General features: G+C 45.4%; 14 protein-coding genes, 1 tRNA gene, 1 riboswitch and 1 other annotated feature (1 of these 17 only partly in view). Of the genes, 7 read left to right on the top strand and 8 right to left on the bottom strand.

The window, feature by feature from the left end:
- Positions 1-128, bottom strand: a binding site (T-box leader); it reaches 101 nt to the left of the window's first position.
- A gap of 55 nt (positions 129-183) precedes the next feature.
- Positions 184-948: a TrmH family RNA methyltransferase gene (locus tag ACFPTP_RS11690; protein WP_381445067.1), complete on the bottom strand. Its 765-nt coding sequence runs from the start codon at positions 946-948 to the stop codon at positions 184-186.
- 91 nt (positions 949-1,039) lie between these two features.
- Here ACFPTP_RS11690 and sspI point away from each other — a divergent pair, with 91 nt between their 5' ends.
- Complete coding sequence (gene sspI / locus ACFPTP_RS11685) at positions 1,040-1,252, top strand: small acid-soluble spore protein SspI (protein ID WP_381445065.1); 213 nt, start codon at positions 1,040-1,042, stop codon at positions 1,250-1,252.
- Positions 1,253-1,303: 51 nt separating this feature from the next.
- Here sspI and argF read toward each other — a convergent pair whose 3' ends face one another.
- The 3 genes from argF to ACFPTP_RS11670 all read right to left on the bottom strand — a co-directional run bounded on the left by argF (position 1,304) and on the right by ACFPTP_RS11670 (position 4,652).
- Positions 1,304-2,278 carry an ornithine carbamoyltransferase gene (gene argF / locus ACFPTP_RS11680; protein WP_381445063.1) on the bottom strand — a complete coding sequence of 325 codons (975 nt, stop codon included), beginning with the start codon at positions 2,276-2,278 and terminating at the stop codon, positions 1,304-1,306.
- Between the two features lie 226 nt (positions 2,279-2,504).
- Entirely contained in the window at positions 2,505-3,593 is a 1,089-nt protein-coding gene (locus tag ACFPTP_RS11675; protein WP_381445061.1) for a M42 family metallopeptidase, read from the bottom strand.
- 75 nt (positions 3,594-3,668) lie between these two features.
- On the bottom strand, positions 3,669-4,652 hold the full coding sequence (locus ACFPTP_RS11670) for a diaminopimelate dehydrogenase (protein ID WP_381445453.1): 984 nt from the start codon (positions 4,650-4,652) through the stop codon (positions 3,669-3,671).
- Positions 4,653-4,807: 155 nt separating this feature from the next.
- On the opposite strand from ACFPTP_RS11670, the gene ACFPTP_RS11665 reads away from it, so the two are divergent.
- The 3 genes from ACFPTP_RS11665 to ACFPTP_RS11655 all read left to right on the top strand — a co-directional run bounded on the left by ACFPTP_RS11665 (position 4,808) and on the right by ACFPTP_RS11655 (position 7,293).
- Positions 4,808-5,965, top strand: coding sequence for an MFS transporter (locus tag ACFPTP_RS11665; protein ID WP_381445059.1), 1,158 nt, complete (start codon positions 4,808-4,810; stop codon positions 5,963-5,965).
- 35 nt (positions 5,966-6,000) lie between these two features.
- Positions 6,001-6,044, top strand: a riboswitch (PreQ1 riboswitch).
- Positions 6,045-6,138: 94 nt separating this feature from the next.
- Positions 6,139-6,636, top strand: a complete 498-nt coding sequence (gene queF, locus ACFPTP_RS11660; protein ID WP_381445057.1) for a preQ(1) synthase — start codon at positions 6,139-6,141, stop codon at positions 6,634-6,636.
- A gap of 15 nt (positions 6,637-6,651) precedes the next feature.
- A complete protein-coding gene (locus ACFPTP_RS11655) occupies positions 6,652-7,293 on the top strand; it encodes a queuosine precursor transporter (RefSeq protein ID WP_381445055.1) in 642 nt (213 codons plus the stop codon).
- 155 nt (positions 7,294-7,448) lie between these two features.
- Here ACFPTP_RS11655 and recQ read toward each other — a convergent pair whose 3' ends face one another.
- From recQ to pssA, 3 genes are all read right to left on the bottom strand, one after another.
- On the bottom strand, positions 7,449-9,227 hold the full coding sequence (gene recQ, locus ACFPTP_RS11650) for a DNA helicase RecQ (RefSeq protein ID WP_381445053.1): 1,779 nt from the start codon (positions 9,225-9,227) through the stop codon (positions 7,449-7,451).
- Between the two features lie 179 nt (positions 9,228-9,406).
- Positions 9,407-9,494 (bottom strand) — tRNA-Ser (locus ACFPTP_RS11645).
- 85 nt (positions 9,495-9,579) lie between these two features.
- Entirely contained in the window at positions 9,580-10,113 is a 534-nt protein-coding gene (gene pssA, locus ACFPTP_RS11640) for a CDP-diacylglycerol--serine O-phosphatidyltransferase (protein WP_381445051.1), read from the bottom strand.
- 62 nt (positions 10,114-10,175) lie between these two features.
- Here pssA and ACFPTP_RS11635 point away from each other — a divergent pair, with 62 nt between their 5' ends.
- The 3 genes from ACFPTP_RS11635 (at position 10,176) to ACFPTP_RS11625 (ending at position 13,147) form a co-directional block, all read left to right on the top strand.
- Positions 10,176-10,961 (top strand): phosphatidylserine decarboxylase, encoded by a 786-nt coding sequence (locus ACFPTP_RS11635; protein WP_381445048.1) that lies wholly within the window; start codon positions 10,176-10,178, stop codon positions 10,959-10,961.
- A gap of 187 nt (positions 10,962-11,148) precedes the next feature.
- The gene (locus ACFPTP_RS11630; RefSeq protein WP_381445046.1) at positions 11,149-12,645 is read left to right on the top strand and encodes a catalase; all 1,497 of its coding nucleotides are present in this window, start codon (positions 11,149-11,151) and stop codon (positions 12,643-12,645) included.
- A gap of 163 nt (positions 12,646-12,808) precedes the next feature.
- Positions 12,809-13,147 carry a DUF5658 family protein gene (locus ACFPTP_RS11625; RefSeq protein WP_381445044.1) on the top strand — a complete coding sequence of 113 codons (339 nt, stop codon included), beginning with the start codon at positions 12,809-12,811 and terminating at the stop codon, positions 13,145-13,147.
- Here the strand turns inward: ACFPTP_RS11625 and ACFPTP_RS11620 are convergent.
- Positions 13,140-13,958 (bottom strand): DUF368 domain-containing protein, encoded by an 819-nt coding sequence (locus ACFPTP_RS11620; protein WP_381445042.1) that lies wholly within the window; start codon positions 13,956-13,958, stop codon positions 13,140-13,142. The two genes, ACFPTP_RS11625 and ACFPTP_RS11620, sit on opposite strands and share 8 nt — an antisense overlap.
- Positions 13,959-14,220 lie beyond the last annotated feature (262 nt).

Genomic DNA, 14,220 nt, shown 5'->3' with positions numbered 1-14,220 from the left:
TTTGCACTGGTCCAAGCGGCAGCTCGCGGGGTGAACTTCAACAGTGTTTTGCCGATCTGCGCTTTCAGTCAAGGCGCCGATTTCCTGTCGGTTTCATACTGTCTACTTTTCCCGGTCATCGCTTTTCAAAAGTTATATACAGCATTACTATACCCGATTTCGTTTCGTACATCAACATGGAGTTCATTGTTTTCCGTACGTATAAAGAAGGATTCCAGCGGCGATGGCGACATTCAAAGATTCCGCCTTGCCATACAAAGGGATTTTTACGGTTGTCTCGGCTTTCGATAAATATTCATCAGCAACCCCGCTTCCTTCATTTCCGACGAGAAGTGCAAATTCATTCAACGGCCCGACATCGTAATGATCGACTGCATTTTGCAATCCTGTGCCGATGACTTTGATGCCTGCCGATTTCGCTCGGTCGATCCAATCGCCAAGCTCCCCTTTCACAACCGGGATATGGAAATGTGAGCCTTGGGCGGAACGGACCGTCTTCGGGTTATATGGATCCGCTGATCCTTTCCCGAGGATGACAGCATCCATCCCGGCAGCATCCGCCGTACGGATCATCGTCCCGATATTTCCCGGATCTTGGACAGCATCGATGAATAAAAGCTTTTTCCAGCTGGCGGCTTCGTCATCCGTATGTTCCGGCTGACGGCAATGTGCAAATATCCCTTGTGACTGCTCCGTCTCGATCAGCTCTTTCGCGACCGCTTTTGTCACTTGGATCAGCTGAAGATTGTTGGTGTTCCATCCTGCCGGCAGTTCCAGATCTTCTCTGATGATCAAATGCAGGACTGTCCCTTCCACTTTCAATGCTTCTTCGACGAGATGGAAGCCTTCAACGATGAATTCTTCGGATTTATCCCGGTCTTTCTTTGAGGTGACAAGCTTTTTCCAATGTTTCACGAGTGCATTTTGTGTCGATTCGATTCTTTTCATTTATTGTGCGACATCCTTTTTCTTCTAGTGTAACAAATGTCCGTATAGTTGGCGATCAATGTGTACAAAATGAGGTCAGGAGGATGATATGATGAATTTTCAAATTCGTGACGCCATCACCGCTAATATGACAAATAACTCTGCGACAGATATCCGAAGCGTCGTCGAGGATGCATTACAGCGAGGCGAAGAACATTTATTGCCAGGTCTAGGTGTATTTTTCGAAAAGTTGTGGGTCAACGCTGATGAACAGGAAAAGGCGAAAATCAGCGGAGAACTTGCGCAAGCATTCTCTGCAGGTTAATAATGAAACGATAAAAGCCACCCATTTGGAGTGGCTTTTTACATTGATGACTTATAGCAACGCCGCTAGTACAGCTTTCTGTGCATGCAGCCGATTTTCCGCTTGCTGGAATACGTAGGAGTTCGGTCCATCAATGACGGAAGTCGCAACTTCTTCTTCGCGGTGGGCCGGCAAGCAATGTAGGAACATATAATCTTTCTTCGCATTTGCCACGAGAGCATCGTTGATTTGGAACCCTTTGAACGCTTCTAGACGTGCGGCCGCCTCTTCTTCCTGGCCCATGCTCGCCCAAACGTCGGTATAGACGATATCCGCATCTTTCACGGCTTCCACCGGATCGTACGTCTGTGTAACTGATCCGCCATTGGCTGAGGCAATCTTTTTCGCTTTCACAAATAAGTTCGGATTGAACTCGAACCCTTTAGGAGTTGCAATCGCCACATGCATTCCCATATGCGCCGCCCCGATCGCCAATGAATGGGCGACATTATTTCCGTCGCCGACATATGCGAGTTTTTTACCTGCGACAGTTCCCTTCACTTCAATCATCGTAAGTAAATCCGCCAGCGCCTGGCAAGGATGAAACATGTCGGTCAGTCCATTAATGATAGGAATGGACGAATGCTTCGCCAGTTCCTCCACCATTTCATGCGAATTTGCACGGATCATGACCGCGTCCAAGTATCCGGACAGTACATTTCCGGTATCATATACCGATTCCCCGCGTCCAATTTGCAAATCATTGGCATTCATGTACATCGCATGGCCGCCAAGCTGTACCATGCCGACTTCAAAGGAAATTCTTGTGCGCGTGGAATGCTTTTCGAAAATCATGCCAAGCGTCTTCCCCTGCAGTACGGGGGGAATTTTCCCTGCGCGTGCATCTTTTTTCATCACCAACGCTTTTTGTAATAAATAATCGATTTCCTCACTCGTATAGTCTACTAGCGACAACAGATCACGGCCTTTAAGCTGACCTTCAATTTTTTTCGCAGTTTTTAATGTAGATATATGCATTTTCACCATAACGATCATCTCCATCCTGAAATGTGGTTTGTATGCTTTATTATATGTATGCATATTTATAAAGTCAAATGAATTAATATGAATACACAGAAAAACTTTAGTCAGTCAGAAGTATGCTTTAATTATGGATTTCTATTCATTTATAAGGAATTCACCAATATGCATTTATACACAACTTAATGTATAAAAAAAGACCGCACCTTTTCAGGAACGATCTTTCCAATCATTATTGAAGAATGATGTTATCGACAGTTTCGCGATCCAGTTTCTTGATCACTTCCACAATCAATTTCACTGCGTTTTCGTAATCATCGCGGTGCAGCATTGCCGCGTGGGAATGGATATAGCGTGTAGCAATACAAATCGCCAAGGATGGTACTCCGTTTCCACTTACATGGATGGAGCCTGCGTCTGTACCTCCGCCCGGAATCGCTTCGAATTGGTAAGGGATGCCGTGTTCTTCAGCTGTATCGACGACAAGATCACGCAATCCTTTATGGGAGACCATTGATGCATCATAGAGCAGGATTTGCGGCCCGTCGCCCATTTTGCTCGTCGATTCCTTTGAAGTTACGCCAGGCGTATCTCCTGCAACACCTACGTCAACAGCAAAGCCGATATCAGGCTTCACTTTTGCTGCAGCCGTTTTTGCACCGCGCAAGCCGATTTCTTCTTGCACTGCACCGACGCCAAACACGATGTTCGGGTGTTTTTCATCTTTCAACGCTTTCATGACGTCGATTGCGATCGCGCAGCCGATGCGGTTATCCCATGCTTTCGCAAGCAAGTATTTGTCATTGTTCATGACTGTGAATTCGAAATACGGAACAATCATATCGCCAGGCAGCACGCCCCACTCCATCGCTTCCTCTTTCGAAGTCGCACCGATATCGATGAACATATCTTTAATGTCCACCGGCTTTTTCCGGGCTTCAGCGGAAAGGATATGTGGAGGCTTCGAACCGATTATGCCTGTCACCGTATCCCCTTTGCGCGTAACGATTGTTACACGTTGGGCAAGCATGACTTGCGACCACCATCCGCCTACCGGCTGGAAGGAAATGAATCCTTTATCGTCAATTTTCGTCACCATGAAGCCGACTTCGTCTAAGTGGCCAGCTACCATTATTCTTGGTCCGTTCCCATCGCCGCTCTTTTTGGCAATTAAAGAACCGAGTCCATCGTATTCAATTTCATCGGCAAATGGCTCAATATATTTCTTCATGACTTCACGCGGTTCACGCTCATTTCCGGGAATTCCCTTCGCGTCCGTCAAATCTTTCAGCATGATCAGCGTATCATCCATCTTCGACATATATTTCGACCTCCTAAATAAAAACTTCAAATTTAGTATAGATGAAAAATGGCAACATTGGAAGTGCTTTCACACTCACAATATTTCTTTTCTAAGCTGCGCCGCACTCTTAGGAGAAAGGAGTCCAGGTGCGATGTCGAATACGGTTTTCGCGCCAGCTTCACCACTTTTATTCAACCGATAAGCTGCACGCGCGTAAGCGACTAGGACGCTAGATGTAAATTCAGGATTGCTGTCCAATATCAATGAAAATTCCATTACTTGATTGTTCGCTTCCCCTGTTTTCCCGCTGCGGATAACAAAACCGCCATGGGGCATTGCGCTATGCTCTTCTTTCAATTGCTGTTCGGTAATGAAATTTACCGTCGTATCATAATCTGCAAAGTAGTCGGGCATCGTGACGATAGCACGTTCCACTTCGGCTTCATCGGCACCTTCCTCCAATACGACAAAGCATTCACGAGTATGCTTTTCACGCGTCGTCAGCTCGGGTTGCGATCCGTTGCGCACCTTATCGACCGCCGACTCGACGGGAATCGTATATTGGACGGCGCCCTTCACTCCCTCGATTCTCCTAACGGCATCCGAATGACCTTGGCTCAACCCTTTTCCCCAGAACGTATACGTCGCACCTTCAGGAAGGATCGATTCCCCGTAAAGCCGGTTGATGGAAAACAGACCCGGGTCCCAACCGACAGAGATGATGGCCGTTTTTCCATTCGGTCTAGCCGATGCATCCATCGCCTCAAAGTATTCAGGAATCTTCGCGTGTGTGTCAAAGCTATCCACCGTATTGAACAGCTTCGAAAGCGCCGGCCCTTGTTCAGGAAGATCGTTTTTCGAGCCGCCGCATAAAATCAGTACGTCGATATCATCTACATGTTTTTCAATTTCATTCAATCGTAAAACAGGTGCGTTGCTGTTCACTTTCAAGTCCCCCGGCTCTCTCCGGCTGAAAACCCCTGCCAGCTCCAAATCATCATTTTGGGCAATTGCCGATTCCACGCCTTTGCCTAAATTTCCGTATCCTACGATACCTATTCTGATTTTCGTATCCATCATGACCAGCCCTCTCTCTGCAAGTATTCTCTCATTTTATCGTTTCGCCATAATTTTTGCTAATTATTCTTTTGTTCACAAGCTGTCCTTTTGCCTATTTCGGCATCCATGGTAAAGTAGAATATGATTCAACTTAATTGAAATGAGGATTCCACATGCGCGCATTCGTTTATGCAATCGTCTTTTTTTCCTTCTTTGATTTATTCTCGCAACTGCCGATCATGAGCCCTTTTGCACTATCTTTGGGAGCTTCTTCTTTCATGACAGGATTGGCTGTCGGGATGTATTCATTTTCAAATACAATCGGGAATGTCATTTCCGGATTCATGACGGACCGTAGAGGACCGTTCGTCATTTTGCTTATAGGATTATTTGCATCAGGTATTTCACTACTTCTTTATTCATTCGCAATTGGGCCTGTTTCCCTTCTAGGGATCCGCTTCGTCCATGGTTTTATGGAAGGGCTGATTGTCCCCGCAGCGTTTACATTCCTCGCCAACCGCGCCGAAGAATCAAAAAGAGGCAGAAGTGTTGCCATTTCAGGTGCCTTTGTAGGAATGGCAGCAATCATAGGACCTGCCTATAGCGGAATTGTCGCTTCAAAAACAGGCGCCCCTTTCATCATGACAGTGAACGGCGTCATCATGTTCATCCTTGCGATATCAGCATTTTTCCTGCTCCGCTCCGTTTCTTTCGTAAAAAAGCAAAAGGTCGAGGGTACGAAGCATTTCAGGGTGAGATATTTGTTCAGACACCCTGGCATGGTCCGAGCATTCGCCGGTGCTTTCTTCCTTATGTTCTCCCAAGGTGTTTTGGCTTTGGTCCTGCCATTAAAGGTAGAGGCATTAGGCTTTGATACGAAAGCGACAGGCATGCTGCTCAGCACATTCGGCATCGTCGCCATTCTGATTTTCCTGCTGCCGATCAATCGCATCTTCGATAAAGTGCGCCCGATGATCACATTGGCATTCGGCATTTCGATGATGGGCTTGAGCATGCTGTTTCTTAGTCAAGTTACGGAGCTGAAGTTCCTCTACATAGCAATGGCGCTTTACGGAATAGGTTTTGCATTCCTTTTCCCTTCCATCAATTCTTTGCTCATCGACTCATCGTCTCCGGAATTCCGAGGGAAGGCATACGGCTATTTCTATGCATTCTTTTCGATTGGGGTCGTCGCAGGCTCCAGCCTGATCGGGTTTTTGGATCTGACATTCAGGGGCGCGTTCATGCTCACCGGCATCATTCTACTGAGTGTCGCCCTTTATACGATTCTCGGAATGAAAAGGAGTCTGCTATTGACAGAAGAACCGTGATAGGATAAAGTTTTACACGAAATGAATAACCCTGTTCGGGAGAGGTTCATAGCGACCCTCTATAAAAAACTATGGATGACGGAAACAAGCCATGTCCATTTTAGCGACATGGCTTTTCTTTTTTTCTGTTCCTATGGCCTCTCCCTGACAAATTTCATGGGGAGGTTTTTTAATTGGCTGGAAGAGATGAAAACACATTGACGGATTTAACGTTGCTTGGAAATCAGAATACTAAATATGCATATGAGTACGATCCATCCATCTTGGAATCGGTCGATAATATGCATACGGAACGGGATTTCTTCGTCAAATTCAACTGTCCCGAATTCACTTCGCTTTGTCCGATGACAGGACAGCCGGATTTCGCGACGATGTATATCAGCTTCATCCCGGATAAGAAATTGGTGGAGAGCAAGTCATTGAAGCTCTATTTGTTCAGCTTCCGCAATCATGGCGATTTTCACGAAGACTGCGTCAACATCATCATGAATGATTTGATAAAGCTGATCGGTCCGCGCTATATCGAAGTTTGGGGCAAGTTCACTCCGCGTGGCGGACTTTCCATCGACCCTTATTGCAACTATGGAAAACCTGGCACGAAATATGAAAAAATGGCGGAACATCGTTTAATGAATCATGACATGTACCCTGAAAAGATTGATAACCGATGAGGAGGAAACAATGAAATGCGCTATTATTTAAGCGGGATTTTCGTCGGACTTTTACTATTATCGAATATTGTTGCAGTCAAGTTGATGAGCATCGGAAGCTGGATTGTTATCCCTGCAGCGGCTGTCATCTATGTGTGCACATATCCGATCTTGGACGTGTTAACGGAAGCATACGGAAAGGATGCTGCGAGAAAGACGGTCCAGACAGGATTCATTGCGCAGCTTTTCTCGATAGGATTCATTTGGATCGCCATCCAGTTGCCGGCTGCTCCGTTTTATGAACATCAGGAAGCGTTTGAAACGATATTCACCGCGGGTTTCCGTGTGACGATTGCGAGCCTTGCTGCATATCTTATCAGCCAAAACTTGGATGTCACCATTTTCGACAGGCTTAAAAGAAAGCATGGCAATCAAAAGTTGTGGGTCCGGAATAATGTGTCTACGATGGCGAGCCAACTCGTCGATACGACGATTTTCATTACCATCGCATTTGCTGGCACGATGCCGATTGGCGCTTTGTTAGGAATGATCGCAAGCCAATATGTTTTCAAATTCATCATCGCTATTTTGGATACGCCGATTGTTTATCTGTTAGTGTCATTATGCAGGAAAAAGGAACCCGAAATTACGGACCAAGCGATTTCTTTGCAAAATTGATTCCTGGGAACGAGAACTCTTTGGCCTGGAACGAGAAGTTAACAAAGAGTATTGAAAACTTCATGGCCATAAACGAGAAGTTTCCAATTTAATATGCAAATAAAAAAACAGGTGAAGGGATCGTTGTTGCGACCCTTCACCTGTTTTGCATTTATTCAACTCATTTGAGCAGAAAAGGATTTGATTTCTTCCATGAATGCTTCGCCGTATCTCTCCAACTTCGCCGCCCCGACACCGTTGACCTCTAAAAACGCCTCTTCCGAAAGAGGCATTTTCGCTGCCATATCACGCAATGACTTGTCCGAAAAGACGACAAATGGCGGAACGCCCGCTTCTTGGGCAAGCTTCATGCGAAGGGCACGTAGCTGGTTGAATAGCGGATCGTCTTTCGCGATCTGCTTCGTTTCGACAGTCCCTTTCCGGTATACCTGGATTTTGCCGGTCAATACGTCTTTGCCTTGCTCGGTGACATAAATGATTGGGAATTGTCCGTTTTCCACGCCCAGATAGTTTTCGGAGATGATGAATTCGATGAAATCGGAAACGTCTTTCGCATTCCGTTCTTTCATCAGACCATATGTCGTCAAATTATCGAAACCGAACTCCAGCACTTTTTTATTCCGTGAGCCTGTGAGCACTTGGGCAATCATCGTCTTGCCGAAACGCTGACCCATACGTATGACGCAGGACAGCACTTTTTGCACATCAACTGTCACTTCAAAACTTTCCCGGGTGTCTGTACAGTTTGCACATCGACCGCAATCCTGCACGTCCTTCTCACCGAAATACGTAATGATGAACTTTTGAAGACATGATTCGGTATGGCAGTAATCAATCATCGACTGCAGCTTTTCCAGTTCCGCAGGAATCCGATGTTGATCCTGCGATTGATCAATGAGGAACCGCTGCGTAATGACGTCCTGGGAAGAAAATAACAGGGTGCATTCACTGTCAAGGCCATCCCTCCCTGCACGGCCAGCCTCCTGATAATAACTTTCCATATTTTTCGGCATTTGATAATGGATGACGTACCGTATATTACTTTTGTCGATACCCATCCCAAATGCATTCGTCGCCACCATGACAGTCGCCTCATCCATAAGGAAGCGATCCTGCTCCGATTGCCGGACAACATCCGAAAGGCCGGCATGGTATTTTGCAACAGCGATTCCGCTCCTCTCAAGCGTTGCATGGATCTGGTCGACCGCTTTACGGGTGGCGGCATAAATGATTCCAGCTTCCCCTTCATTCTTCTTGACATAATCTTTGACGAACTTATCCCTGTCCTGCCCTTTAATAACAGAAAAGGTGAGATTGCTTCGCTCAAAGCCTGTCATCACTGTATTTTCATGCTCGATGTGCAATTGGTCGCAAATATCTTCCCTCACAGCAGGTGTTGCGGTTGCTGTCAAAGCCAACACGACCGGTTTTCGTTCAAAGGAGGATACGACTTTGCTCAACATCCTATAACTCGGCCTGAAATTATGTCCCCATTGCGAGATACAGTGTGCCTCATCAATTGCAATCATCGGAATATCCATTTTGCTGATTTGTTGGATGAACGAGGGAGATTCAAATCGTTCAGGGGCTACGTAGAGCAGACGGTACATTCCCTCCAAAGCATTTTCAACAGTCCCGAAGTATTCCTCTGTCGACAATGTACTATTGATGTATGCTGCCGGTATACCAATTTGATGAAGGGCATCCACCTGGTCTTTCATCAAGGAAATCAACGGGGATACGACTAGAACTGTGCCTTCCATGACAAGCGCAGGAACCTGATAACAGATGGATTTCCCTCCGCCCGTCGGCATGACGCAGAGCGTATCTTTTCCGTCAAGCACATTTTGGATCGCTTGATCTTGACCTGTTCGGAAGGAAGAAAAACCGAAATAGGAAGATAAGACGGAAGTAATTTTTTCGATCGGAATCACCTCTTTCATTCAGTCAAAGAAAAAAGCACCTACTGTCGGCGCTTTTTCCAGCTTGCTTACTCCAGACGAAGCCTTTCCTATAGAATAACAGACATTCGGTCATGTCACCATTGAATGATATGTAAAAAGCTCCCCATACGGAAAAACCGCATGTGAGAGCTTACGATCAAAAAAGCAAACGGAGGCGAGAGGATTTGAACCCCCGCGGCGCGTGAACGCCCTAGCTGATTTCGAGTCAGCCCCCTTCAGCCTCTTGGGTACGCCTCCAATTAAGACAAGTTAAATTATACGCCTCAAAAAAGGAGATGTAAAGTTCATGTTCTGATAAAAATCCCATTACGTTTACGGTCGCTTAGACTTTCGCAATCCGAACATTGCTCACCATTGCCAAGCCAAGGACAACCATTAAAATGACGAAAAATGGAGGTCCGATATAAGGGCTTAGAAAATAGGATAATGTCAATAAAACACCAGCCGCTGTAATAGGCACTCCGTAAAACGCTCCGTCAAACTCCTTGACATTGTAACGTGCAAGTCGGATGGCCCCCGCGGCGATGTAAAAAACAGTCGCGGCAATTCCTACCCAAAGCATCGAAGACAAATCAGTCATATAAATCAGGAGCGCCGGGGCTACTCCGAATGATACAATATCACTTAGTGAATCCAGTTCTTTGCCAAACAACGACTCGGAATGAAAGTGCCGCGCGACCATGCCGTCGAAACGATCGAAGAGAGCTGCAAGGAAAATGAACACCAAACTCATATGACCGAGTTCACGGGCAATTAGAATGATTGCAATGATTCCGAAACTTAAGTTGGTGATTGTAATTGCATTCGCCAACTGCCCTTTTATTTTCGTATAATCTAAGTATCTAGATAAAAACATGATGATACCTCCAGTATTGTTATATTGCTGACTACTAATCTGAAACATAGGAGACTGTTGACATGAAAAAAATATTATTTAAACGTTTTGTAGAACTAAGCGGACATCCCGTATCTTCCGCTTTATTAAAAACAATTGCAAGTTCCCGCCTTAGCCGGAAACTCATCAAACCGTTTGCAAAGACATACCGTATTAACGAAGAGGAAGCAGAGTTCCCCATCGACAATTATGATAGCCTTCAAGCTTATTTTACGCGCAATTTGAAAAAGGGTTCACGGCCGATCGACATGCGTTCCGATACCCTGATTTCCCCGGTTGACGGAGTTGTCACGGAGCTCGGTACAATTGATATGGATCAGACGTTTACGATTAAGAACCATCTATATAGTATAAAGCAGATTCTGGGAGATGAAAAGAGAGCAATTCCATATAAAGGTGGTTTCTTTTATATTTTTTATCTCTCCCCCAGTCATTATCACCATTTTCATTATCCATATGACGGCAATATCGAATCGAGGTATGCACTTGGGACCACTTCTTTTCCCGTAAATGACCTAGGCTTGCGGCTTGGCAATCAGCCTTTTGCTACAAACTACAGGATCATCTCCGAACTTTCGACAGCTCATGGCAGGATGACGATGATTAAAGTGGGAGCACTAAACGTGAACAGCATTCATATTTTGGATTCCTCCACTTCTTTCACGAAAGGTGAAGAGTTCGGCTATTTCTCTTTTGGATCGACTGTTATTTTATTTATGGAGAATAACGAATCCTTCCGACCGACAATTCCTGTCGGCTCTGAAGTGAAGTTGGGGCAAGCGATTGGAGAATGGGTGCAGCATTCCTAAACAATCCTCATTGATAGTCTATTCGCCAAGGTTTCAGACCTTTCCTTCTTTTCGGTTAAATATAATTGAAATTACTCTGTAGAGATTATTTATCGATAATGATTATAATTAACTGTAGATTTCATAGAATGGTTATGCTATATTCAGAAGGAAGATAGTAGACTATTAACTTTAGGAGGCATTATCAATGACAAACAGTGATAATCATTCTCAAAAGAAACTGACGACCGCCGCAGGTGCTCCTGTTGTGGACAACCAAAACTCGATGACTGCAGGTCCTAGAGGTCCGGTCCTTTTACAGGACGTTTGGCTGATCGAAAAACTTGCCCACTTCGACCGCGAAGTCATTCCAGAAAGGCGTATGCACGCTAAAGGATCTGGCGCGTATGGAACTTTCACGGTGACGAATGATATTACCCAGTATACGAGAGCGAAGCTTTTCTCCGAAGTCGGCAAAAAGACGGATATGTTCGCCCGATTTTCAACAGTTGCCGGCGAACGGGGCGCCGCCGACGCTGAACGTGATATCCGCGGATTCGCACTTAAGTTTTATACGGAAGAAGGAAACTGGGATCTTGTCGGGAACAACACGCCCGTCTTCTTTTTCAGGGACCCCCTTCAATTTCCTGACTTGAACCACGCTGTCAAAAGAGACCCGCGTACAAATATGAGGAGCGCAACAAACAACTGGGATTTCTGGACTTCTCTGCCGGAAGCATTGCACCAAGTCACCATCGTCATGAGTGATCGGGGAATTCCGAAGACGTACCGTCATATGCATGGCTTCGGAAGCCATACGTACAGCATGATCAACGCAAATAATGAACGTGTATGGGTGAAATTCCATTTCCGTTCCCAACAAGGGATTGAGAATTTAACGGACGAGCAGGCTACAGAATTAATCGGAACGGATCGTGAAACCCATCAAAGGGATCTACTGGAAAGCATAGACAACGGCAACTTCCCGAAATGGAAAATGTATATTCAAGTGATGACGGAAGAACAGGCTCTTCATATGCCTTATAACCCGTTTGACTTGACGAAAGTCTGGTATAAGGGCGACTTCCCTCTTATCGAAGTTGGAGAGTTCGAATTGAATCGCAATCCGGACAACTACTTTGCTGAAGTTGAGCAAGCAGCTTTCACGCCTGCAGCAATTGTACCGGGAATCGGCTTCTCTCCGGATAAGATGTTGCAGGCAAGATTGTTCTCATACGGAGATGCCCAGCGCTACCGCCTTGGCGTCAACCACCACCAGATTCCGGTCAACGCGCCGAAATGCCCGTTCCATAGTTTCCACCGAGATGGCGCGATGCGCGTGGATGGCAACCATGGAAGCAGGACATCCTATGAACCGAACAGCTTCGGTGAATGGAAGGAACAGCCTGACTTCAAAGAGCCGCCACTCAAAATCTATGACGATGCAGCGCACTGGGATTTCCGTGAAGATGACGATGATTATTTCACACAACCGGGCAAATTGTTCAATTTGATGAGTGATGAACAGAAAGAATTATTGTTCGGCAATACGGCCCGCAACCTTGGCGACGCTCCAAATGAAATCAAATACCGTCATATCCGCCACTGCTACCAAGCTGATCCAGCTTATGGCGAAGGCGTAGCCGCGGCGCTTGGCATCCCAATGGATGATGTATTGGTGAAACAAGAAGTTACGAGTAAATAAATAAAAAATGCCAACGGAAGGATTTTTCCTTTCGTTGGCATTTTTATTGCCTTAATTCGATATTTATAGATGAGCAGTAAAACTTTCTTTCGGCCTTTGAATAAATCGGTCACCCCCTCCATATCCTAGCTGATATATGCCAATTATGTCAGGAGTGAACGATATGGAGTCGGTCAAAGCGTTGCCAACACCCAAAGATCGGTTATTGAATACGTGCTTTCTTCTATTTTGTCTCTGCATGATCGATGCAATCTTCACTGATTTTGGCATCCGCTACGGTCATATCGAAGAAGCGAACCCATTCGTCCGTTCCCTATATGACGTGAATGTCATTGCATTCTATTTGTTAAAGGCAAGTCTTCCAATCCTGCTTTTTATCCTTATGCATTACATGAAACCTTCATATATCATACGGAATTTACTTATTGTGGCCTTGATCTTTTATACATTGGTCATTCTCATCCACATTTCATGGATGATCATCGTTCTTGCATTCATTTAGTTGGAGCGCTCGCAGAATTGAACATATTCGCGACAATCAAACCGGTGATGAGTGCAATGACGCTCATTACAAATGGTGTTCCACTTTCAGGGATTCCCGGGTAGATGACGAATACCGAACCAAGGATCAAGCCGATGATGATGGCGAACATCGCATGAGTGAACCTTTCCAATAGAAAATGGATTGCCCTGCTGCTGACAATGAATCCGACAATGACCCCTGCCCCAATGACAATGATAATCGGGATGTTCAATGTTGAAAGTGCATTGATGGCCGTCGCGTAAACGCCTAGTAAAAGTAAAACAAATGAGCCGCTCACTCCCGGCAACAGCATAGCCATGCTGCCTGCCCATCCTGCCAGGAACAACCCGATCGTATTTTGCGCTGTTAACGATGTAATGATGCCTGTTTCTGCCGGCTTAATGAAGGCCGTTGAAGCCAATGCAGCACCTACGATGAGCAAAAGAATGAAATGCCAGATTTTGAAGTTCTTTTGGACACCCGCCTGCCTTGAAATATACGGCACGACACCGATGATCAGTCCCAAAAAGAAAAATTGTGTCGGTTGGGGGTAGTCCTTCAACAAGAAGTCAATGACCCTGCTGAATAGTAATAATGTTAAGCCGATCCCTATGCCTAACGGTAGTAAAAATCCGATATGCTTTTTCCATTCACGGCTGAAAAAACCGCTGATAGCAAGTAATAATCGATCATATATACCAAGAATGAACGCGATTGTTCCCCCGCTCACTCCCGGAATCAAGTCGCTGATTCCCATCAGGAATCCACGATAAATGTTCTTCCATTCCATACTGCAGTTCCTCCAATATCTTTTCAATGATAGTAGTATACCATTTACCGTTTGTGGTGAGCCATATTAAGTCCATTCCAATGTTTTTTTATACTCCGAAAACTATTATCCATGACGTCCATTTCAACAAAAAAGCAAAGGACAGATTCGAGGGAACTGGGCTAACCTGAATTTTTGAGACAATATAAAACACCTTCGGAGTGGTACACTTGTAAAAAGTACTAACATCGGAGGTGTTTTTGCGTGGGCAAAAACGTTTATT

The organism is Sporosarcina koreensis (genome assembly GCF_042655825.1).
Taxonomy (GTDB): Bacteria; Bacillota; Bacilli; order Bacillales_A; family Planococcaceae; genus Sporosarcina; species Sporosarcina koreensis.
Note: the sequence above shows the minus strand (reverse complement) of the source record. Positions and strands in the feature narration are given on the sequence as shown.